Below are 20,085 nucleotides of genomic sequence, written 5' to 3'. Positions count from 1 at the left end.
CGCTCCGGAGCGGCCCGGCGGTGGTCCAGGCGCAGGCGGGCACCCGCGTCGGCGACGACGCGGAGCACCTTCAGCAGCTCCGACGAGTCGCAGAAGCCGAGCTCGCCGCAGTCCAAGCGCACTTCGCGGACGCCGGGGCAGGCGGCCAGCCGGTCGGTGACCAGCCGCAGGAGCGTGCCGGTCGTCGCGAATTCGAGGTCGCCCGCGATCGTCACGCGGGCCGTCCCCTCCTCCGGGGTGGTCCACGTGCAGGTCAGCCCGGTGGTCATGCCGGCTGCTCCGATCCGGCGGCCGGCTCCGCCAGGCTGCCCTGGGTTTCGGCCTCCTCGACCCGCCGTCGGCCCGCACGATCAGCGGTGGCGGGTGGCCCGCGCAGGTCAGCCGCAGCCGGACGGTGGCGCCTTCGCGCCGCGCGGAGGCCAACACGAGGGTGACGAACCGGGCGTCGGCGTTGTCGCCGAGCGTGCGGTTCAGCCGGCCGGGCAGCCGGTGGTGGTCGACGGCCATCGGCAGCAGCGCCCGCAGCGTGGTGCGGATCTTGCCGGTCAGCACGGCCGCGTCGAGGCCCTTGCCGCAGACGTCGCCCAACACGGCGAGGGACCCCTCGCCCTCGGCGGTGACCACCGGGTGGACGTCGTAGAAGTCGCCGCCGATCCGCTCGCCGTCACGGGCCGGGCGGTAGCGGCCGGCGAACTCGATGCCGCCGAGCTGTTCGAGGGTCGGCGGGAGCAGATCGCGCATCAGCGTGTCGGTGATGGACGCCTGCAGCGCGAACACCCGCGCCGCCGACATGGCCGCCCCCGCCCCCGCCCCCGCCCGCGCCGCGAACAGCCGGGCGAAGAGTTCCTCCTGGTCGGTGAACGACGCCCGGTCGCCGCGGCGGAGCAGGACCAGGGCGCCGGCGGGGACGCCGTGGCCGGGCAGCGGCGTCACCACGATGGAGCCGACCGGCCCGAAACCCTCCGGCAGCACCCAGGCCGGTGCCGCGTCCGGGTCGAGCCAGCGTGACGGCACCGGCGGGAAACCCTGCAGCGCTTCGCCGAGCCCGGGCAGCTCGTCGGGGTCGATGTCCAGCCGCGCCCGGACCGGCTCGCCGCCGCGCACGCAGGAGACGGCCGGGAAGTTCGCGCCCGCGGCGGGGGTCAGCACGAGTGCGGCGTCGGCGAGGTGGTGCGCGGCCAGCCGGGCGGCGACCTCCAGGCAGCGGTCCAGGTTGAGCGAGCCCAGCAGCGCGGCGGAGGTGTCGCCGAGGAACGTGGTGCGCTCCCGCTCGCGGGCCAGTGCCTCGCGCGCCGAGCGGGCGTCGGTCTCGTCGACGAGCCACCAGGTCACGGCCTCGCCGTGCGGGACCGGGTGCGCGGCGAAGGCCCGCTCGCCGACCTCGCCGCGGACGACCTCGTCCGGGCCGCGGTCGTGGGCGGCGGCCAGCCAGTCCGCGACCGCCCCCGCCGCGGGGCAGCCGGAGCCGGCGCTGGGGACAGCAGGCGGGCGGCCTCGTTGAGCGCGCGGATCGTGCCGGACGGTCGATCACCACGGCCGCGGCCGGCGCGGCCGCCCAGCCCCGGTGCCGTCGATCGCGACGGCGGGCGCGGCAGGCGCCGGATCAGCTACAGGCACCGGCCGGATCGGGGTCGGTGGCCAGTTCCGCCCACAGGGTCTTGCCGCTGGGCCGGCGCAGCTGGCCCCAGGCCGCGGCGCAGCGTTCGACCAGCAGGAGCCCGCGCCCGCCCTGGTCGGACGGGGCCCGGCGGCGAGCGGGCTCGCCCTCGCTGTCGTCGACCTCGATCCGCAGCTTGGCGACGCCGGGCAGCAGGCGGACGTAGTAGGGCGCACGGCCGTGGCGCAGCGCGTTCGACGTCAGTTCGTCCACCACCATGACCGCCGTGCCGACGAACTGCGCCGGGAAGCCGCGCAGGACCGTCCGGACCCAGTGGCGGACCCGCGCCAGTTCGGAAAGCTCGGGGGAGATGCCGAGTTCGTGCCGGGTAAATCGGAGTTTCACGTCGGCCTCCTTCGCCGTGCCGGCCTCCGCGGGGAGGCTCTCCCCTTCTTCATGCCCGGAACCGGGCTCCCCGACACGCGTGTCCGAGGTCGTCATGCCGCACCCCAGGAAGCTTCGGCCGCTTCACGAGCGGCGTGCACGGGCAGGACGACGCCGGGGCCGAGGCGGCCGGAGCCGCCGTACCGCACCTCGGCCGCGTCCACGACGACCCGCGGCCGGGGCGGCGCTGCGTCGGTGGTCATCGACAACTCCAGGATGGGGGACCGGGATCCGGGCTGGCGGTTCAACCCCTTCCGGACGCAATCTACCAGCGCTGTCGACCCCGGGCAGCACGGTGTCCCGTCACTGTCCTTTAAGGACTTCCTCACGGGGTGCGGGCGCCGGCACCGGTTCCGCGGCGGCCGGCGGCACCACGGCGGCGTTCACGGTGCGGGTCAGCCGCTCGTAGGGCGCCCGGTGCTCGTTGTCCAGCAGCACCGCCAGCGGCGTCCACACCCCCACGACGAACACCGACGCGGCCAGCGCGACCGGCAGGAGCAGCCGCTCCGGGTGGTGGCCCAGGTCCCAGTGGTCCAGATCCAGCAGCAGCCAGGTCAGCCACAGCGGCGAGAGCAGGACGCCGTTGCGGACCAGCAGCGCGATCGGTCCGGCCCGGCGGCCGCCGCGGCGGGTCACCCGCAGGAGCATCGCCCGCTTCCCGGGCGTCGACCCGGTCACCGCGGGCAGCACCACGAACCACACCAGGGCGAGGATGACGACCGGCGTGTCGCGGTGGCGCAGGTCCTCGCCGAACAGCGTCAGCAGGCCGAAGAGGAACCCGAGCAGCGCGGCGAACCCGAGCAGGTCGGTGGCCAGCGCGAACAGCCGCCGGGTGAAGGTGACCTTCGTGGCGTAGCGGCGCCGGTCGTGCTCGGGTTCCGGCGACGGCAGCAGGCGCCCGAGCGGGCCGGCCAGCAACCAGCCGACGACGACGCCCGCGGTGTTGAGGATCAGGTCGTCGACGCTGAAGAGCCGGTACGGGCACGGGTAGACGAACCACAGCCCGGTCAGCTGCGTCAGCTCGAAGAACAGCGACACGCCGAAGCCGACCAGGGCCGCGGGCAGCAGCCGCATCCGCTGCGCGTACCGCACGTAGAACCCCAGTGGCGCCAGCATCACGACGTTGAGCGCGGTGGTCCAGACCGCCGGGTTGTGCAGCAGCGCACCGGGGCTCCAGTGGCCGCGGGCCCGCTGGGAGACCACCTCGACGAAGTAGAACGGCCGCAGCTGCGGCGAACTCGCGTAGGTGTGGCCCGCGCAGTACGCCGGGTCGGCCGGCAGCGGCAGCACCGTCTGCGTGGCGATCGCCAGCAGGTAGAACAGGAAGGCGTAGAAGACGAACGTCGGCCATCCGCCGGCGCGGCCGCGGCGGCGGTAGCTGACGAAGGCGGCCGGGAGCATGACGGCCAGCGCGACGAGCGGGAAGAGGAGCAGGGCGGTCCGGACGGGGACGAGATAGGTGGCGACCACGGAGCCGGTGGTACCCAGCCGTGGGGGAAGCGAAGCGTGCTTCCCCCGGACGACTGGGCGAGCACCGGCCCGGGCCTACTGCGGCGGCGCTTCCTGCTGGCCGCCGCCCTGGTTGTGCAGGTAGTCCTTCACCTTGTCCGAGCCCTGGTCGATCTTGTCGGCGTGGTCGCCGAAGCGCTGCTTGGCCGCCTCGGCGGCCTTGTCGACGCCCTGGTCGGCCTGGTCGGGGTGCTTCCCGAGGGTTTCCTTCGCCTTGTCGAACAGATTCATCGTGCGCCTCCGTCGGTGAGCCGATCTTCGGACTCCCCGAGGAGAACACCGGCGGCGCGGGCCCGCAACGCTCCTTCCCTCGTCCCGGGGATTCCCGGTGTTTCCGCGGGTGAAAGACGGGGTGCGAGGGTTTGCCGCGGCCGGGCGCGGGTATCGGGGGCCGCTTTCCGGCCGGCCGGTCCTCGTCGCCCGGCGCGGTGGCGGCAGCATCATCCCGGCCACCGGCGGCGTGCGGGACCCGGCGGCGCGTGAACCGCGCGCCGCCCCCGCTCGTATATCCGGTGACGATCGCCGCCCCGCCGCACGGGCCGGCGGTCACCACCGTGCACACGACGTGAGGCTCGCCATGGTTGGAAACACCGGTCTGCCGCTGGGGCGGCTCACCCGCCGCCGCACCTCGGGCCCGGGGGCGGCCCTGCCCGACTTCGGACTGCCCCGGCTCGGACAGCGGCGCCACGTCGTCGCGAGCCGGGTCCTCACGGTGCTGGCCGCGCTGCTCGTGCTGTTCGGGCTGCTCGCTCCGGACGACCTCAGCTCGTTCTCCGCCGCCGCACTCGTGCGCGTGCCCGTCGAGGGGCTCGTCATCGGCGCGTTCCTGCTGGTCCTGCCGCCGCGGCCGCGCCGCGTCGCCGCCGTGCTCGCCGGGCTGGGGCTCGGGCTGCTCACCCTGGTGAAGGCCCTCGACACCGGCTTCTACGCCACCCTCGAGAAGCCGTTCGACCCGATCTACGACTGGAGCTTCTTCCACGCCGGCGTCGAGTTCCTGGCCGGGCAGATCGGGGACGCGGCCACGATCGCCGCGCTGGTCGGCGCCGGCCTGCTCGCGGTGGCCGTCATGGTGCTCATGGTGCTGGCGATGCTGCGGCTGAGCCGCGTCGCCGCCGGACGGCGGACCGCCGCGACGCGGGTGGTGGCCGTCCTCACCGTGGTCTGGATCGTCTCCTCGGTGTTCGGCGTCGAGCTCGCGCCGGGGCAGCCGGTCGCCGCGCAGAGCGCCGCCGCGCTGGCCTACGGCGACCTGCGCCAGGTCGGCGCCGACCTGCGGGACCAGCGGCCGTTCGGGGAGGTGGCCGCCGACGACGCGTTCCGGACCACTCCGGGCGCGCAGCTGCTGAACGGGCTGCGGGGCAAGAACGTCGTGCTGACCTTCGTGGAGAGCTACGGGCGGATCGCGCTGGACGACCCGGTCATCGGGGCGAAGATCGGCCCGACGCTCGACGCGGGCACCGCCGAACTGCGCGCCGCGGGCATCGGCGCGAAGAGCGCATTCCTGTCGTCCTCGACGTTCGGCGGCGGCAGCTGGCTGGCGCACTCGACCGTGCAGTCGGGGATGTGGACCGACAACCAGCAGCGGTACAACGACCTCCTCGCCAGTGACCGGCTGACCCTCGGCGGGGCGTTCCAGCGGGCGGGCTGGCGGACGGTCTGGGACGTGCCCGCGCACACCAAGGACTGGCCGGAGGGGCAGAAGTTCTACCACCCGGACGCCTACTACGACGCCCGTTCCATCGGCTACCACGGGCCGGGTTACGCCTACGCCACCATGCCCGACCAGTTCTCGCTCTCGATGCTGCAGCGCAAGGAGCTCGCGAACACGGCGAAGCAGCCGGTGATGGCGGAGGTCGACCTCGTCTCCAGCCACGCGCCCTGGTCGCCGCGGCCCTGGCTGGTCGACTGGAACCAGGTCGGCGACGGCTCGATCTTCAACCCCCAGCCCGCGGCGGGCGAAGCACCGGAGTCGGTCTGGAAGGACCCGGAGAAGATCCGCGAGGCCTACCGCGACGCGACCGACTACTCCCTGAAGACGGTGATCTCGTTCGTCAAGCAGTACGGCGACGAAAACACGGTCCTGGTGTTCCTCGGTGACCACCAGCCGCCGGTGGTCACCCCGCAGGGCGCGGTCCACGACGTGCCGATCACCATCGTGGCCAAGGACCCGAAGGTCCTCGACCGGATCGCCGGCTGGGGCTGGCAGGACGGCCTCCACCCGGGTGCGCAGGCGCCGATCTGGAAGATGGACTCCTTCCGCGACCGCTTCCTCAACGGCTTCGCGCGCTGACCGTCCTCTTCGGACGCTCTGGGGTGGTGGTGCCCCGCGCCGGGGCCCGGTTGACCGGCGCCGCGGCTGCGCCGACGGCACCTCGCGGCGACCATCCCGGCCCGATCCGGGCGACGCCGAGGCCATCGAGCAACGGCAGCAGCTGCGGGGCGGGTCGATCTCGACCACCGCCGGTGGTGGGAGAAATCGGTTTTTGCGGGTGAGGATGGCGAATGCGCCATCCGTCCAGGGGCCCGGGCTAGCCCGGATGGAGCAGCGGGGTGACTTTCCGCTGCGCGCGGATTCACTGGCCCGATGAATTGCCGGTAATTCTCGCGCACTTCTACGCTCAAGACGTCGGGTTCTCGGCGGTTGAGGAGTGGTCATGCGAAGGAAATGCGCGGTTTTTGCGATCGCGGTGTTTTCCCTGTTCGGTCTGTCGGTCGTGCCGGCGGCCGCGGCGACCGGTGCTGTCGCGCCACCCGGCTGCCTCGGCGAGCGCTACGGGACCCTGTTCGGGCAGGGCGTGTCCGTCAGCTGCTTTCCCGGCGAGGGCTACGGATATCGGGTGATCGCGTACTGCGCGAACGGCAGTGCGTTCTGGCTGGCGGCCGGTCTTCCGGTGCCCTACGGATTCGGCCCGGCGGTCGCGGAGTGTTCCGGTGCGCTGTTCGTGCCCGCCCGGGTGGTCGCCTACCGGGTCGACGAAATCTGATTCACGCACGGAACCGCCCGGCCGCCGTTTTCCCGGTGGCCGGGCGGCGGCGTGCCCGGATTCCCGTGTCGCATTCACGGGTGGAGTGCGCCCGTGGAGGGGACGGCAGGGCACGTCCGGTGCCCGGCAGACTCCGGTCCGGGCTCTCCGCCTCGCAGCCGTGTTGTACTTGGTCCAGACCTTTTTGCAACGCCGCGAAGAAGGGGTGGTGACCGGCGCGGGCGGGCCGTCGGCCAGTCCGCGCTTCGGTCGTGCGCGAGAAAACCCATGTTCGGCAACCAGTCTTCAAAGTCCATAGTGGATGGACGGCACGGAATTCCGGACAGAAGACCGGACAAATCTGGACCGGCGCGGGCCGCGACCGCACACTCGGCGGACGGTGTGTTTCTTTCCCCCGGCCTTGGAGGAGTTCCCATGCGTCGAAGAATCGCCCTGGCTCTCGGCGGCGCCGCCGTCCTCACCGCGTCACTCGCCTCCGCCTCCCTCACCCCCGCGGCCGCCCAGGCGTCGCCCGGCCTGATCGCCGCCATGCAGCGGGATCTCGGGCTCACCGCCGCCCAGGCGTCGGCCCGGCTCACCCAGGAAATGACGGCCACCCGGGTGCTGCCCGGCGCGCAACGGGCCGCCGGCACCGCGTTCGGCGGTGCGTGGTTCGACCCGGCGCGGGGCAAGCTGGTCGTCGGCGTGACCGACCCGGGCGCGGCCGCCGCCGTCCGGCAGGCCGGGGCCGAACCCGTGGCGGCCCGGACCAGCGCGGCGAAGCTCGACGCCGCGAAGGCCGCGATCGACGCCTCGGCCAAGGCGGAACCCGCCCCGGCCGCGGTGAGCGGCTGGCGCGCCGACCCGCGCGCCGGCAGCGTCGTGGTCACCGTGCGGCCGGGCGCGCGCGGCGCCGACGTCGACGCCTTCCTGGCCCGGGCGGCGAAGGCCGGCCCGGTCACGGTGGCGACCGCACCGGCCGCCGAGCCCTTCTCGGCCGGCACCGTCGGCGGCGATCCGTACTACATCAACGGCAACACCCGCTGCTCGATCGGCTTCTCCGTGCAGGGCGGGTTCGTCAGCGCCGGGCACTGCGGCGGCGCGGGCAGCTCGGTCGTCGGCTGGGACGGCTCGTGGATGGGCACCTTCGCCGGCTCTTCCTTCCCGGGCAACGACTATTCGTTCATCCGGATCGGCGGCGGCTGGTGGACCGCGCCGGTCGTGCTCGGCTGGGGCACGGTGAGCGACGCGCTCGTCCGCGGGTCCTGGGTCGCGCCGGTCGGCACGTCGGTGTGCCGCTCGGGCTCGACCACGCACTGGCACTGCGGCACGGTGGAGGGCCAGAACGAGACCGTCAACTACGCCCAGGGCGCGGTCTACCAGATGACCCGCACCAACGTCTGCGCCGAGCCGGGCGACTCCGGCGGCTCGTTCATCACCGGCGACCAGGCCCAGGGCGTCACCTCCGGGGGCTGGGGCAACTGCAGTTCCGGCGGCGAGACGTGGTTCCAGCCGGTCAACGAGATCCTGCAGACCTTCGGCGTGTCCCTCGTCACGGCGTAGGAAGTGCCCATGCCGGCGGCGGCCGATGAATCCGGCGGCCGCCGCCGGTAGGTACCGGTGCGGCCGCGCCACCGGGGCGCGGCGATGAGGCACCGGGAGCAATCATGAGCGTGATCGTCGTCGAGTTCATCACCCTGGACGGCGTGGTCGAGGACCCGGACGGCTCCGGCGGGACACCGGGCGGCGGCTGGGCGTTCCGGCACGGGCGGGAGGCGGTGTCCGGGGACAAGTTCCGGCTCGGCGCCCTGCTCGACACCGGCGTGCTCCTGTTCGGCCGGACCACGTGGGAGCTGTTCGCGAAGCTCTGGCCCGGCCGGACGGGCGAGTTCGCCGACCGGCTCAACAACGCGGCCAAGCTGGTCGCGTCGCGGACCCTCCACGACGTGTCCGCGTGGCAGAACTCCGTGCTGCTGCAAGGAGAACTCATCGAAACGGTCGAGCGGGAAGAACGGGACGTCATCGTCATCGGCTCGGTCGGACTCGCCCGCGAACTGACCGCGCACCGCCTCGTCGACGAGTACCGCCTGCTCGTCTTCCCGACCGTGGTGGGGGCGGGCCGTCGGCTCTTCGACGACGTCGTGCACTTCGAGCCGGTCCCGACCACCCGGTTCGGGCCCGCGAACCTCGGCATCTACCGGACGCACTAGGTCCGCAGGAGGCTCCCGAGCCACGCGCCGAGGACCTGCTGGACTTCGGCGCGCGTCCGTGCCGGGTCGTCGGCCGCGGCGATCATCCGCGCGGCCTCCATCACCGCGCTGAGCATCAGCTGCGCCAGGGCGTGGACGGGCAGTTCGACGATCAGCCCGTCCGCCCTGGCCTGCGTCAGCACGGCGACGATCAGGCCGAGGCCGTACTCCGCCTCGATCTCGCGCCAGACGTCCCAGCCGAGCACGGCGGGCGCGTCGGTGAGCGAAATCCGGCGGACCTCCTCGCGCAGGCAGGCGTCGAGGAAGACGCCGAGACCCTGCAGCATGCCGGCGAGCGGGTCCGCGCCGGCGGCGAACGCGGCCCGCACCTCTTCGGTCAGCTCGCGTTCCAGTTCCTCGACGACGGCGCGGAACAAGCCCTGCTTGTCGGCGTAGTGGTGGTACAGGGCGCCGCGGGTCACCCCGGCGGCGCGGGTGATCTCCTCGGCCGGCACGGCCTGGTAGCCGCGGGCGGCGAACAGTTCGCGCGCGGCGGCGACCAGGGCGGCCTTCGTGCCGGCGGAACGGTCCTGCTGGGTACGTCGCACCCGCCTAATCTGCCATGGCGCCCGCGAACTCGACGACGTGGCGGGCCAGCACCGCGGGCTGGTCCTCGGACAGGAAGGTGTAGGAGTCCGGCACCTCCACGAGTTTCGCGTCCGGCAGCAGCGCGGCGAGCCGGTGGGCCAGCCGGATCGGGAACAGCTTGTCCTCCGGCGCCCACGCGAGCAGCACCGGCCGGTCGAGCGTCCGCAGCGCCTCGGCGGCGGCCAGCGTGTGCCGCGGGTGCACCTCCCGCAGCAGCTTGCGCAGGTCGCGCCGCACCCCGGCGGACTTCCGCAGCGGCGAGAGGTAGGCCTGCGCCACGGCGTCCGGCAGCGGCCGCTTGACGACCCAGCCGAAGAGGACCGGCAGCGGGTACAGCGCGCGGATCCGCAGCAGCTGCCCGAGCACCGCCATCGACCCGGGAATCCGGGCGAGCGGCGGCAGCGCCTTGAAGATCGGCGGGAAGAAGTATTCGAAGCAGTCGGACGGCGTGAGCACGACCCGCCCGACCCGCTCGGGGCGGCGGCTGAGCAGGATCTGCGTCAGCGCGCCGCCGGTGTCGTTCGCGACGAGCGTGACGTCCCGCAGGTCCAGCGCGTCGAGGAAGTCCGCGATGACGTCGGCGTTGCCGGCGGGGGAGAGGTCGGCGCCGGCGCGCATCGGGAGGTCGTGCGAGCCGAGCGGCAGATCCGGCGCCAGGCACCGGAACCCGGCCGCGGCGACGTCGGGGACGACCTTCCGCCACAGCTCGGCGTTCGTCAGCACCCCGTGCACGAACACCACCGGGGCGCCCGTGCCCCGCTCGCAGTACCGCACCTCGCCGGCGGCCAGCCGGACGCGGTGCTCCTGACCCAGGGTTTCGCTGCACTTCGTCATGGGGGCAGGTTACATACATGGCGTATGTATGTAAATGGGCCGGGAATTCACGGAGACTGAGAACGGCTCCGGCGGGTCCGGGGCGCGACCGGGGGCAGGGGCTTGGCGGATCTTTGGCCGCCGGGTGTCCGCTGCGCCTCCCCGTTGCCGAGCCCTGGCAAGATCGGTGCGGCCACGGTCAAGGAGAACGTCCGGCGGCTGATGGACGAGCTGGAAGCGCTGCGGCTCAAGGCGGGCGGCCGGGCGATCACGATCTCGTCGGGGTTCCGCGGCATCGCGCACAATCGAGCCGCCGGCGGCGCGTCGAGCTGAGTGGTGCGGTGGTGCCCCGGGACTTGGCTTCGGGGAAAGGTCGGATCCGGGGGCACCACCGCCCGCGGGACAGCTGACACGGTGTCCTGCGGTGGATTCACCCTACGAACCGCCGGGGGTCCTGACCAGGGCCTCGATGCGGTGTCGAAGGTTTGTCGCCCGGTCGGTCGGCGGACCTACCGAGAGTGGGTCCCGGTGAACCCTGTTCGCCGAGTCCGACCTGCGGGCCCGGTTCGCCGCGTTCGCCGTCTTCAACACCGCGGCCATGCGGCGGACCGCGCGGCTGCACCTGGCCGTGCGCGGCGCGGCGGCCAGTGAGCCCGCGGCGGCGGCGATGCTCGACGAGATCGACCGTCAGCGGCTGGAGTCGATGACCCGGCACGCCCGCGCGGCCGCGGAGACCGGGCAGCTGGCGGTGGCCGAGGACGAGTGCCGGGACGTGCTGTGGTCCACGACGGACGGCACGCTGTGGCACCAGCTCGTCGAGCGGCGCGCGTGGTCGGACGAGCGGTACGCGGCCTGGCTCGGCCGGCTGTGGGTGTCGGCCCTGCTGCCTTGACCGGGCCTCGGGGCGCGCTTAACCTTAAGTTGAAACTTCAACCGACTTGCGCGCAGCACGGAGCCCCGATGTCGATCTTCCGCCTGAACCACGCCGTGCTCTACGTCCGGGACCTGGCCGAAAGCGTGGCGTTCTACCGGGACGTGCTCGGCTTCGGGTACATCGACGGCGGCGACGCGCACCGGGGCGCGGCGTTCCTGCGGGCGCCCGGGTCGGCCAACGACCACGACCTCGGGCTGTTCGAGATCGGCGCGGACGCCGCGGACTCCGGGGCCGGGCGGACCTCGGTGGGGCTCTACCACCTCGCCTGGGAGGTCGACACCCTCGGGGACCTCGAGCGGCTCGCCGCCCGGCTCACCGAAGCGGGCGCGCTGGTCGGCTCGTCCGACCACGGAACCACGAAGTCGTTGTACGCCAAGGATCCCAGCGGGCTGGAGTTCGAGGTCGTCTGGATCATCCCCCGCGAGCTGCTGACCGATGAGGACCGGACGAAGAGCGCGTCGACCGGGCGCCTCGACCTCGCGCGGGAACTGGCGAAGTACGGTCCCGACGCGCGCAGCGGCGTCGGGATCTCCCGCACCTCCTAGACCTTCTGGACCGTGGCGCGCTCCGGCGCCGGCTCGGAAGACCGCTGCCGGACCGAAAGGTTGCCCAGTGCGAAGCGGCCCGCGCCGACGAACGCGATGAGCAGCAGCGACCAGCAGAACAGCACGGCCGCTTCGCCGCCGTTCTGGATCGGGAACAGGCCGGTCGGCAGGTGGACGGAGAAGTAGGCGTAGGCCATCGAGCCGGAGCCGAGCACGGCGGCGACCCGGGTGCCGAGGCCGACGCAGACGAGCACGCCGCACACGAGCTGGATGACCGCGGCCCACCAGCCGGGCCAGGACCCGACGGCGGCGGCGGACTTCGCGCCGAACAGGCCGAAGAGCGTCTTGAGGCCGTGGCAGGCGAAGAGGAAGCCGATGACGATGCGGTAGAGCCCGAGGACGTGGTCTCGGGCCGGGTCCAGGCGGTGCATGGTGCCTCCGGGGAGCGGGGAGAGGGCAGCGGCGAATCGGCCGGTGGTGCGGCCGGCCGCGAGGAATTCCGGTCACCCAGATATACCGGTCGTGGACAGTTGCCACAAGCGCCGAATGTCGTGTAAGCGAGTTTCGTAAATGTTAACCCGCTGGTCGTCGCGGTGCGGCTGCCTTGCGGCGCAACGGAAAGCCGCCGGATGGGTGATCTTTCTCCTGTGGTCTGGACCGCCGGATAATCCGGTCCGCTGTTTCGGGATTATTTTCGAGTCTTTCGATGTGGCTGCTTAACGGGCGACTTAACAAAATGGTGGATCCGAATGTCGTATTCCACGCACCCGAATGATGTGTTGATTCCCCGGTGACCGCGTCGGACGAACATGTTCGTACCGAACGGGCTCGTGACGAACATGTTCGCTACACTGGGGGCATGACTCCGGGAAGCACCTACAACCGCCGGGAGCGCCCGGCGAAACCCGCCTTGACGCGCGAGGCCGTCGTGGCGGCCGCCGTCGCGGTGATGCGCGCCGAGGGCGTCGAGCGCGTCACCATGCGCCGGCTGGCCAAGGAGCTCGACACCGGGGCGGCGTCGCTCTACGTCTATGTCAAGGACACCGAGGAGCTGCACGCCGCGGTGCTCGACGAACTGCTCGCCGAGGTCGGCCCGGACGGCGAAGGGGACTGGCGCGAACGCCTGTGGGCCGTGCTGGACTCCTACCGCGCGGTGCTGTTCGCGCACCCCAGCCTGGCCAGGGTCGCGCTGGTGACCCGGCTGAGCGGCCCGCACTACCTGGCGCTCGTCGAGGCGGTGCTCGCGCTGCTCGACGAGGGCGGTATGGCGCCGGGACAGGCCGCGTGGGCGGTCGACGTCCTGCTGCTGACCGCCACGGCCACGGCCGTCGAACACGGCACCCGCCGGGAGAAACCCGGGGCCGCCCGTGAACACGAGGAAATGACCGAGTCCCTGGCGGGCGTCTCGCCGCGGACGCACCCGCACATCGCCGCGCTGGGCACCGACCTGGTGTCCGGTCCCGGCCCCGCCCGCTCGAGGTGGGCGTTCGACGCGCTGCTGAACGGCGCGCTCGCCACCCCGCGCCCCGCACCCGAGGAGAACCGATGACTCCCTCCGTCACGATCGTCGGCGGCGGCCTGGGCGGCTTGACGCTGGCCCGGATCCTGCGCACGCGCGGGATCCCGTCGACCGTCTGCGAACTCGAAACCGGGCCGACCGCCCGCGACCAGGGCGGCACCCTCGACCTGCACGAGGAGTCCGGCCAGCGGGCGCTGGCCGAAGCCGGGCTGACGACGGAGTTCCGCGCCGTCGTCCGCGAGGAGGGCGAGGCGCTGCGCATCCTCGACCGCCACGGTGCCGTCCGGTTCGAAGAAGGCGCCGGCGAGGGCGGCGGGACGCGGCCGGAGATCGACCGCGGCGAGCTCAAGCGGATCCTGGCCGGGTCGCTGCCGGACGGCGTGGTCCGCTGGGGGGCCAAGGTGACCGCGGTGTCGCCGGGGAAGGCCACCTTGGCCACCGGCGAGGTCCTGGAAGCGGACCTGCTGGTCGGCGCGGACGGTGCCTGGTCGAAGGTCCGGCCGGTGCTTTCCGGCGCCGTGCCGAGCTATTCCGGGCTGTCCTTCGTGGAGGCCCGTCTGTCCGATGTGGACGTCCGCCACCCGGCGGCGGCCGCACTGGTCGGGCCGGGATCGATGTTCGCGCTCGCCGAAGGGAAGGGCCTGATCGCCCAGCGCACCGGCGGTGGCGGGATCCGGGTGTACGCCGCGGTCCGGACCGCCAACGCCGACGCCGTCACCGCACTGGCCGACCGGGACCGGCTGCTCGACGCCTTCGCCGGCTTCGACGCCGGCCTGCGGGCCCTCATCGCGGACAGCGAGGGTCCCCTGATCCCGCGGCCGATCCACGCCCTGCCGGTCGGCCACCGCTGGGCGCGGGTGCCGGGGACGACCCTGCTCGGCGACGCCGCGCACGTCATGTCGCCGTTCGCCGGCGAGGGCGCGAACCTCGCCATGCTCGACGCCACCGAGCTGGCCCTCGCGCTGACGGACCACGACGACGTCGAAAGCGCTCTCTCGGCCTACGAGGCGGCGATGTTCCCCCGCGCGGAAGAAGCCGCCCGGGCCTCGGCGGACAACCTCGAAGCCTGCTTCGCCGCCGGCGCGCCCGACGCGATGGTCGAGCAGATGACGCGCTTCGCCACACAAGCCACACAAGACTGACGAAAGGAAAGCTCATGGATTACGACCTCCTCGACACCGGCGGCGGCGACCGCGCCGTGCTGGTCCTCCACGGTGGCTCCGGACCTCGCAGCGTCACCTCGATCGTCGAGCACTTCGCGCCGCGCGCCCGGGTACTGGCGCCGACGCACCCGGGCTGGTCGGGCACCCCGCGCCCGGACGTGTTCACCGGCGTCGACGACCTCGCCCTGGCCTACCTGGACCTCCTCGACGACGAAGACCTGGCCGACGTCGTCGTCGTGGGCAGTTCCTTCGGCGGCTGGGTCGCGGCCGAACTGGCCGTGCGGGACCGCGGCCGCCGCGTCGGCCGGCTCGTGCTGCTCGACGCCATCGGCCCGGAGATCGCGGGACACCCCCTGCGGCTGCCGCAGCCGCCGCCCGGTGCGCCGGGGCCGGACCCGGCCGACCTGGCCGCGCTGCGGACCTATGCCGGCCCGGGCCTCGCCGACCCGAAGCTGCTGCGCCGCCTCGCCCGGGTCCGGGTCCCGGCCCTGCTGCTCTGGGGTGAAGACGACGTCGTCGTCCCGCCGGCGTTCGGCAAGGCGTACGCGGCCGCGTTCCCCGACGCGCGGTTCGAGCCGGTGGCGGGCGCCGGGCACCTGCCGGCGCTGCAGGCTCCGGAGAGGACGTTCGACTTGATCGACGAGTTCCTCGCCTAGCTTGAGGTGCCACCCCCTAAGGTGGCTCCATGGTGGACGAAGAAGTCGTCTCGGAGCGCATCCGGCAGATCGCCGCCACCCTCGAGGGCCGCGCGGCCGAACTCACCGGCGAGCTGGTCCAGCTGTACGCCACCGATCTGCCGCAGCTGGTCAACGACGACGAGCGCATGGTGAGCCTGCTGTCGGCGAGCGTGTACCAGAACATCGAGACCGCGCTGCAGATCTTCCGGCACGGCATCGACCCGGCCGGTGTCGAGCCGCCGGCCGCGGCGGTCGAGTACGCGCGCCGGCTGGCGCAGCGCGGCACCCCGGTGTTCGACCTGATCCGCGCGTACGACCTCGGGCAGGCCGCGATGCTCGACTTCGGGTTCCAGGAGTGCATCCGGCTGGTCGACGACGCGGCCCTGCTCGGCGCCATGATGCGCCGGCTGCTGCGGGTCGCCTACGAGTTCATCACCCGGGTCGTCCGCCAGCTCGTCGGCATCTACCAGGACGAACGCGACCGCTGGCTGCTCAACCGCAGTGCCGCGCGAGCGGCGAAGGTGGCGGACCTGCTCGACGGGAACGGCGAGCCGCCCGACGTCGACGCCGCCGAGGCGGTGATCGGCTACCGCCTGCGCGGCACGCACGTGGGCATGATCGTCTGGCACGCCTCCGAGGCCTTCGTCGACGACGCGCTGTCGTTGCTGGAGTCGGTCGCGGGCGCGGTGTTCGAGCGCGTCCGCGGGCAGGGCCGTCCGCTGTTCGTGCCGCGTGACGAGGCCAGCGCCTGGGTGTGGCTCCCGCTCGCGCCGGGCGCGACGATCCGACGGGATCACCTCGACGCGGCGCTCGCCGAAGCCGAAGCCGGCGTGCGGGTGACCGTCGGCGACCCGGGCACCGGCGTGGCCGGCTTCCGCGACACCCACCAGCAGGCCCGCCGGGTGCACGCGCTGGCGCTGGCCGCCGGGGAGCACTGCGACCGCGTGCTGACCTTCCGGGAGGTCGGCACGGTGGCGCTGATGACGAGCGACCTGAACGCGGCCCGCCTGTGGGTCGCGAGCACGCTCGGGCCGCTGGCCGCCGACGACGAGAACGGCGGACGGCTGCGCGAGACGCTGCGGGTGTTCCTGACGACCGGCGGCAGCTACACGGCCGCGGCCGCGGAGCTGATGATGCACAAGAACTCGGTGCAGTACCGGGTCCGCAAGGCGCAGGAGCTGCTGCCGCGCGGCCTCGGCGAGGACCGGCTGGACGTCGAGCTGGCGCTCGCCCTGTGCCGCCGGCTGGGCTCGGCGGTGCTCTCCCCGGCGTGACTTTGGTGTCCGGGACCACCCGGCCCCAAGATCGTTGGGTCGTGGGCACGAAGCCTTGATCCGCCTTTTGGCCTACTTTCCGGGCTATGGGTGAAAACGGTGGGATGCTCGCATTGGTGCGGCTACGCCGAGGCGTCGTCGGCGAGAGCAGACGCGTCTGCCACCTGATCCCGGTGCCCACCGGTCCGGTGCCGGGGCACCTGACGGCCTTGTGCGGCGAGTCGATCTTCCCGGGCGAGGCCGAGGTGCTCGACGGGCTGCGCGGCATGCCGTGCCACGCGTGCCTGGTGCGCAGCGCCCCGTCGGGGACGGGCTTGCTGGCCAACGCGGGCTGACTGTTCCGCGGGGCTCGGCTGCGTGCCGCCGTGGCAGGATGGCGCGATCATGGTGATCGACGACAAGCCGGTGGTGGTGCTGCTCGCCCACCCGCGGCCCGGCAGTTTCAACCACGCGCTCGCCTCGCGAGTGGTCGCCGCGCTGGACCGGGCCGGGGTGCCCGTGCGGTTCCACGACCTGTACGCCGAAGGGTTCGACCCGGTCCTGACCGCGGAAGAGGCCTACACCAGCGGGACCCGGGCGGAGGAGTTCCTCGCCGCCGAACCGGACCCGCTGGTGCGGCGGCACCGGGAAGAGCTGGGAACCGCGCGCGGGCTCGTCGCGATCCACCCCAACTGGTGGGGCAAGCCGCCGGCGATCCTCAGCGGCTGGCTCGACCGGATCCTCGTCCCCGGCGTGGCCTACCGGCTCGACGACGCCGGCGGCGCACCCGAGTCGCTGCTGTCCCTGCGACGGCTGCTGGTGGTCAACACGTCGGACACCCCGGAGGAGCGGGAGCGGACGCTGTTCGGCGACCCGCTGGACGCGATCTGGCGGCGCTGCCTCGCGCCCTACCTCGGCGAGCCGGAGGTGCACCGGCTGGTGCTGCGGGTGGTGGCCGACGCCGGCGCGGCGCAGCGGGCCGCGTGGCTCGACGACGTCTCATCGGAGGTGCGGCGCCTCTTCGGTTAGCTTCGGAAGGCGTCGAGGGCCAGCTTCGCGGCCTGCGCGATGAGCCGGTCGTCGTGATCGGCGCTCTCGGCCTGGCGGCTGGACATGACGATCAGCACGATCGGCGCGCGCCCCGGCGGCCAGACGACCGCGATGTCGTTGCGCGTGGCGTAGCTGCCGGACCCGGTCTTGTCGGCGACCGCCCAGCCGGCCGGCGCGCCCGCCCGGATCAGGGCCGCGCCGGTCGTGTTGGCGCGCATCATGTCGGTGAGCACGGTCTGCTTTTCCGGCGGCAGCGCGGGGCCGAGGGCGAACGCCCGCAGGCTGCCGGCCATCGCGCGCGGGGTGCTCGTGTCCCGGACGTCGCCCGGCGCGAGGTCGTTGAGGCCCGGTTCGATCCGGTCGGCGTGGGTGGTCGTGTCGCCGATCTCGCGCAGCGCGGCGGCGAGCCCGGCCGGCCCGCCGAGCTCGCGGAACAGCAGGTTCGCGGCCGTGTTGTCGCTGTAGCGCAGCGCGGCGTCCATCGCCTCGCGCAGCGACAGGCCGGTGGTGACGTGCTTCTCGGTGACGGGGGAGTTCGGCTGCAGGTCGGCGCGGGTGTAGGTCAGGTTCTTCGCGAGCCCGTCGAGGCTGGTGCGCCGGAGGACGGCCCCGGCGGAGAACACCTTGTGCGTCGAGGCGTAGCCGAAGCGCTCGTCGGCGCGGTGGGTGATCTCGCGACCCGAGCCGGTGTCGAGGGCGTACACGCCGAGGCGGGCGTCGAAGCTGCGTTCGAGCGGGGCGAAGTCCGGCTGCGGGGCCGCTGCCGGGGTCGCTGCCGATGCCGGTGCCGGCTGGGGCGCTTGCGCGGTGCAGGCGGCCAGCGGAACGAGGAGCAGCGCGGCGAGCGCGGCCCGCCGGGCTCGGGGGAACGGCACGAGGACTTCCTTCCGGTCTTCTTGATCGTCTTTTCTTGATCGTCCTCCGCAGTCTCACGACGTTCGTTCATGCTGTCCAAGACGGAACCGTGCGGTTTGATGCCGAATCGGCATAAGATCAGGTCGTGGACCTGGTCGGCGGCTGCAGGGCGTTCGTGAGCGTGAGCGAAACGGGGAGCTTCACGGCCGGCGCGGCGCTCGCGCGGATCCCGCAGCCGGTCGCGAGCCGGCGCATCGCCGCCCTCGAACGGCACTTCGGGGAGCGGCTCTTCGACCGCTCGACCCGCCGGGCGCGGCTCACGCCGTTCGGCCGGGACGTGCTGCCCTCGGCCCGGCGGCTCGTGCAGCTGGCCGAGGCGATGGAACACGACGCGAAGCAGGCGCGGCTGCGGCCGGTGCGGGTGGCCGTGCCGGCGACGTGCGGGGTGCGGGAGCTCGCCGGGCTCGCCGCCGAAGCCCGGGCGCGGGCGATCCACCTCGAGTTCCGCGCGGCGGGGCCGGCGGAGCGGGCCGAGCTCGTCCGCACGAACGAGGTGCGGGCCGCGCTCACGGCGGTCCCGGCCGAGGAAGCCGTGTGGTCGGTACCGCTGGGCGTGGCCGGCGTGGCGCCCTTGACGAGCCGGGTCGTGCACTTGGAGACGCTGCGGGCAGGCCGGTCCACCGGCGTGCGGCGCCGGGTCTGGATCCAGCCGGAGGACGACGTCCCGCACGTCCGCGACCGGGTGCTGCGGGTGCGGGACGCGGTCGGGCTGTCGCCGGCCCAGGTGGCGGTGGCCGATTCGCTGACGTCGGCGGCCGCGGAGGTGTTCGCGTCCGAGGACCTGCTGCTGTGCTCGGTGGCGCAGGCGGAGGACCTGGGGCTGTCCTGGCGGCCGATCGGCGAGCTGGCGCCGGCCCGCGGCTTCGGCGTCACGGCGGCACTGGCCGAGGACGCGGACCGGCTCCGGACGACGTTGCACGCGGCGGTCGGCCGGTGCCTCGGAGCCGGCCGGTGACCGCCTCGCTGGTCCGCGAGCTGCGGGCGGCACTGGACGCGGGCGGCCTGCGCGGCTCGTTCCTGGTCCGGGACCTGCGATCGGGCGCTGAACTCGGCATCGACCCGGACCGCGAGTACCCGATCGCCTCCCTGGTCAAGGTTCCCCTGGCGGCGGTCACCCTGGACCGCGTCCGCCGGGGCGAGCTCGACGTGGCCGCCCAGCTGGAGGTGCCACCCGGCGGCGTCACGACACCCGGCCCGATCGGCCTGACCCGCTTCCGCCACCCGGCTCGCGTGGCTGTCGGCGACTTGGTGTACCTGAGCACGTCGCTGAGCGACGGGACGGCCGCGGACGTCCTCTTCGGACTGACGCCGCCGCCGGAGATCACGCGGGTGCTGGGGGAGTGGGGCATTCCCGGGATCGCGGTGCGCCACCTCATGCGCGACCTGGTGCAGACCCCGGCCGAGCGGTTCGATGCGGGCGAGGCGGACCTGGCCCACGCGCTGGCCATCGGCGCGTCGACGGCGGGCCAGGGCCACCGCCTCCCCCAGCTCGACGTGACGCGCGCGAACTCGGCGTCGGCCCGGGCGCTGCTCTCCCTGCTGGAAGCGCTGTGGACACCGTCGAAGATCGACTCGGCGGTGGCCGCCGGCGTGCGCGACCTGATGGCGAACAACGTGCTCCGCCACCGGTTGACCCCCGAGTTCGCCTCCGACGCGGCCCGGTGGTCGTCGAAAACGGGAACGCTGCTGAACTTGCGCCACGAGATGGGCGTGGTCGAGCACGCGGACGGCGGGGTGTTCGCGGTGGTGGCGCTGACGGAGTCGAGGGTGCCGGCGGCGATCCAGCCGGAGGCGGAGATCTTGATGACCCGGGTGGCGCGCGCCTTGCGCGACGAGCTGCGCGGACGCTGAGAACCCCGGCCACCT

The 20,085-nt window shown here is 73.3% G+C and carries 23 protein-coding genes and 1 pseudogene; 15 read left to right on the top strand and 9 right to left on the bottom strand.

The window, feature by feature from the left end:
* Positions 1-378: 378 nt before the first annotated feature.
* From ISP_RS26795 to ISP_RS26775, 5 genes and pseudogenes are all read right to left on the bottom strand, one after another.
* Positions 379-741, bottom strand: a pseudogene (locus tag ISP_RS26795) (PP2C family protein-serine/threonine phosphatase); the annotation flags it as partial.
* Between the two features lie 862 nt (positions 742-1,603).
* Positions 1,604-2,002, bottom strand: coding sequence for an ATP-binding protein (locus ISP_RS26790; RefSeq protein ID WP_013226969.1), 399 nt, complete (start codon positions 2,000-2,002; stop codon positions 1,604-1,606).
* Between the two features lie 92 nt (positions 2,003-2,094).
* On the bottom strand, positions 2,095-2,244 hold the full coding sequence (locus ISP_RS26785) for a hypothetical protein (RefSeq protein ID WP_014467212.1): 150 nt from the start codon (positions 2,242-2,244) through the stop codon (positions 2,095-2,097).
* Positions 2,245-2,344: 100 nt separating this feature from the next.
* Positions 2,345-3,511 carry a VanZ family protein gene (locus ISP_RS26780; RefSeq protein WP_013226968.1) on the bottom strand — a complete coding sequence of 389 codons (1,167 nt, stop codon included), beginning with the start codon at positions 3,509-3,511 and terminating at the stop codon, positions 2,345-2,347.
* A 75-nt stretch (positions 3,512-3,586) separates the two neighbouring features.
* The gene (locus tag ISP_RS26775; protein ID WP_013226967.1) at positions 3,587-3,781 is read right to left on the bottom strand and encodes an antitoxin; all 195 of its coding nucleotides are present in this window, start codon (positions 3,779-3,781) and stop codon (positions 3,587-3,589) included.
* Positions 3,782-4,127: 346 nt separating this feature from the next.
* On the opposite strand from ISP_RS26775, the gene ISP_RS26770 reads away from it, so the two are divergent.
* The 4 genes from ISP_RS26770 to ISP_RS26755 all read left to right on the top strand — a co-directional run bounded on the left by ISP_RS26770 (position 4,128) and on the right by ISP_RS26755 (position 8,723).
* Positions 4,128-5,840, top strand: coding sequence for a sulfatase-like hydrolase/transferase (locus ISP_RS26770; protein ID WP_013226966.1), 1,713 nt, complete (start codon positions 4,128-4,130; stop codon positions 5,838-5,840).
* Positions 5,841-6,204: 364 nt separating this feature from the next.
* Positions 6,205-6,534: a hypothetical protein gene (locus tag ISP_RS26765; protein ID WP_230468367.1), complete on the top strand. Its 330-nt coding sequence runs from the start codon at positions 6,205-6,207 to the stop codon at positions 6,532-6,534.
* 414 nt (positions 6,535-6,948) lie between these two features.
* Positions 6,949-8,076: a S1 family peptidase gene (locus tag ISP_RS26760; RefSeq protein ID WP_013226964.1), complete on the top strand. Its 1,128-nt coding sequence runs from the start codon at positions 6,949-6,951 to the stop codon at positions 8,074-8,076.
* A 104-nt stretch (positions 8,077-8,180) separates the two neighbouring features.
* Complete coding sequence (locus ISP_RS26755; protein ID WP_013226963.1) at positions 8,181-8,723, top strand: dihydrofolate reductase family protein; 543 nt, start codon at positions 8,181-8,183, stop codon at positions 8,721-8,723.
* Here the strand turns inward: ISP_RS26755 and ISP_RS26750 are convergent.
* Together ISP_RS26750 and ISP_RS26745 are read right to left on the bottom strand one after the other, a co-directional pair.
* Positions 8,720-9,310: a TetR/AcrR family transcriptional regulator gene (locus ISP_RS26750; RefSeq protein ID WP_013226962.1), complete on the bottom strand. Its 591-nt coding sequence runs from the start codon at positions 9,308-9,310 to the stop codon at positions 8,720-8,722. The genes ISP_RS26755 and ISP_RS26750 overlap by 4 nt on opposite strands.
* Before the next feature lie 4 nt (positions 9,311-9,314).
* Positions 9,315-10,184 (bottom strand): alpha/beta fold hydrolase, encoded by an 870-nt coding sequence (locus ISP_RS26745; protein ID WP_013226961.1) that lies wholly within the window; start codon positions 10,182-10,184, stop codon positions 9,315-9,317.
* Positions 10,185-10,328: 144 nt separating this feature from the next.
* Between ISP_RS26745 and ISP_RS26740 the strand changes: the two genes are divergently transcribed.
* From ISP_RS26740 to ISP_RS26730, 3 genes are all read left to right on the top strand, one after another.
* The gene (locus ISP_RS26740; RefSeq protein WP_013226960.1) at positions 10,329-10,496 is read left to right on the top strand and encodes a D-Ala-D-Ala carboxypeptidase family metallohydrolase; all 168 of its coding nucleotides are present in this window, start codon (positions 10,329-10,331) and stop codon (positions 10,494-10,496) included.
* Between the two features lie 265 nt (positions 10,497-10,761).
* Entirely contained in the window at positions 10,762-11,055 is a 294-nt protein-coding gene (locus tag ISP_RS26735; protein ID WP_013226959.1) for a hypothetical protein, read from the top strand.
* A gap of 68 nt (positions 11,056-11,123) precedes the next feature.
* The gene (locus ISP_RS26730; protein WP_013226958.1) at positions 11,124-11,642 is read left to right on the top strand and encodes a VOC family protein; all 519 of its coding nucleotides are present in this window, start codon (positions 11,124-11,126) and stop codon (positions 11,640-11,642) included.
* Here the strand turns inward: ISP_RS26730 and ISP_RS26725 are convergent.
* On the bottom strand, positions 11,639-12,073 hold the full coding sequence (locus ISP_RS26725; RefSeq protein ID WP_013226957.1) for a DoxX family protein: 435 nt from the start codon (positions 12,071-12,073) through the stop codon (positions 11,639-11,641). The genes ISP_RS26730 and ISP_RS26725 overlap by 4 nt on opposite strands.
* Before the next feature lie 428 nt (positions 12,074-12,501).
* Between ISP_RS26725 and ISP_RS26720 the strand changes: the two genes are divergently transcribed.
* From ISP_RS26720 to ISP_RS26695, 6 genes are all read left to right on the top strand, one after another.
* Entirely contained in the window at positions 12,502-13,191 is a 690-nt protein-coding gene (locus ISP_RS26720) for a TetR/AcrR family transcriptional regulator C-terminal domain-containing protein (protein WP_013226956.1), read from the top strand.
* A complete protein-coding gene (locus ISP_RS26715) occupies positions 13,188-14,303 on the top strand; it encodes an FAD-dependent oxidoreductase (RefSeq protein WP_013226955.1) in 1,116 nt (371 codons plus the stop codon). Before ISP_RS26720 ends, ISP_RS26715 begins: the two co-directional genes overlap by 4 nt.
* Before the next feature lie 14 nt (positions 14,304-14,317).
* Positions 14,318-14,980, top strand: a complete 663-nt coding sequence (locus ISP_RS26710; protein WP_013226954.1) for an alpha/beta fold hydrolase — start codon at positions 14,318-14,320, stop codon at positions 14,978-14,980.
* 29 nt (positions 14,981-15,009) lie between these two features.
* Positions 15,010-16,275 carry a PucR family transcriptional regulator gene (locus tag ISP_RS26705; RefSeq protein WP_013226953.1) on the top strand — a complete coding sequence of 422 codons (1,266 nt, stop codon included), beginning with the start codon at positions 15,010-15,012 and terminating at the stop codon, positions 16,273-16,275.
* Positions 16,276-16,379: 104 nt separating this feature from the next.
* Complete coding sequence (locus ISP_RS26700; RefSeq protein WP_014467211.1) at positions 16,380-16,610, top strand: hypothetical protein; 231 nt, start codon at positions 16,380-16,382, stop codon at positions 16,608-16,610.
* Positions 16,611-16,659: 49 nt separating this feature from the next.
* Positions 16,660-17,283 (top strand): NAD(P)H-dependent oxidoreductase, encoded by a 624-nt coding sequence (locus tag ISP_RS26695; RefSeq protein ID WP_013226951.1) that lies wholly within the window; start codon positions 16,660-16,662, stop codon positions 17,281-17,283.
* Here ISP_RS26695 and bla read toward each other — a convergent pair.
* Complete coding sequence (gene bla / locus ISP_RS26690) at positions 17,280-18,179, bottom strand: class A beta-lactamase (RefSeq protein WP_014467210.1); 900 nt, start codon at positions 18,177-18,179, stop codon at positions 17,280-17,282. The genes ISP_RS26695 and bla overlap by 4 nt on opposite strands.
* Positions 18,180-18,304: 125 nt before the next feature.
* On the opposite strand from bla, the gene ISP_RS26685 reads away from it, so the two are divergent.
* On the top strand, positions 18,305-19,174 hold the full coding sequence (locus ISP_RS26685) for a LysR family transcriptional regulator (RefSeq protein ID WP_013226949.1): 870 nt from the start codon (positions 18,305-18,307) through the stop codon (positions 19,172-19,174).
* A complete protein-coding gene (locus ISP_RS26680; RefSeq protein ID WP_013226948.1) occupies positions 19,171-20,070 on the top strand; it encodes a serine hydrolase in 900 nt (299 codons plus the stop codon). Before ISP_RS26685 ends, ISP_RS26680 begins: the two co-directional genes overlap by 4 nt.
* Positions 20,071-20,085: the final 15 nt, after the last annotated feature.

Source organism: Amycolatopsis mediterranei, assembly GCF_026017845.1.
Taxonomy (GTDB): Bacteria; Actinomycetota; Actinomycetes; order Mycobacteriales; family Pseudonocardiaceae; genus Amycolatopsis; species Amycolatopsis mediterranei.
This window is presented reverse-complemented; position numbering and strand designations above follow the sequence as displayed.